The organism is Hymenobacter profundi (assembly GCF_019334315.1).
GTDB lineage: Bacteria > Bacteroidota > Bacteroidia > Cytophagales > Hymenobacteraceae > Hymenobacter > Hymenobacter profundi.
The window spans coordinates 1-678 of sequence record NZ_JAHWGL010000217.1 but is presented as its reverse complement, the minus strand read 5'-3'; the positions used below and the strand labels follow the sequence as shown (position 1 = coordinate 678).

Sequence of the window (678 nt, the reverse complement as noted above, 5' to 3'; positions counted from 1 at the left end):
TCAAGTAGTTATCGGCCCCGCGCATGGCTTCAATCGCATCCACGTGCCCAGTCCAAGTCGCCCGTATCCACTGGTCGGCTTCCTCAAACGTGAGCGTGCACCGACTGCCATCGGTGTCTTCTAAGAAATTAATCAGCATAGTTCGCACAGTAAATGCGAGCTAATATATCCCCCTCTGCTAGTTATTCCCCGTTCCGGGGATAGGTTTTCGGGCATGACCACGCCACACTGTCTGGTCATATAGGCCCTACAAGGCCCATTTTAGTACATATTTCATTTTTGTTATATGCTAAAATAAGCTGCCTTGCTTATAGCCCTGACTCGCTATTGTCCACCCACTGCACCAGTTCGTCAGGTGCTAGGTGCAGGGCCATGTATGCGGGCATGGAATACCCGCGCTTTTCTAGGACGTAGCGTTTAAAAACGGGCAAACGCAGGCAGGCCTGCAGCCCGAGCGTATGCATTTGCAGCCGAGTAGGCGCGGCTAACGCATCAAACCACGTAGCCAGCTCCAGGGCTGTTGGCGGAAGGGACTCTAGCTGGCGGTAGTAAGCTAGAGCCGTGGTGGCGATTTTCTGCGTGAGTAGTTGCTGGGGATGAGAAGCAGTCATAGGGGGCCTATACGGTCAGACAGTGTGGCGTGGTCATGCCCGAAAACCTATCCCCGGAACGGGGAAT

1 protein-coding gene is annotated in these 678 nt (G+C 53.8%); it reads right to left on the bottom strand.

The features are described 5' to 3' along the window. Positions 1-308 precede the first annotated feature (308 nt). Positions 309-611, bottom strand: coding sequence for a hypothetical protein (locus KYK14_RS21985; protein ID WP_219161773.1), 303 nt, complete (start codon positions 609-611; stop codon positions 309-311). Positions 612-678 lie beyond the last annotated feature (67 nt).

What these genes read in the sequence shown, in the direction of transcription:
- KYK14_RS21985 (WP_219161773.1), bottom strand. Translation starts at nt 611, where the DNA reads ATGACTGCTTCTCATCCCCAGCAACTACTCACGCAGAAAATCGCCACC.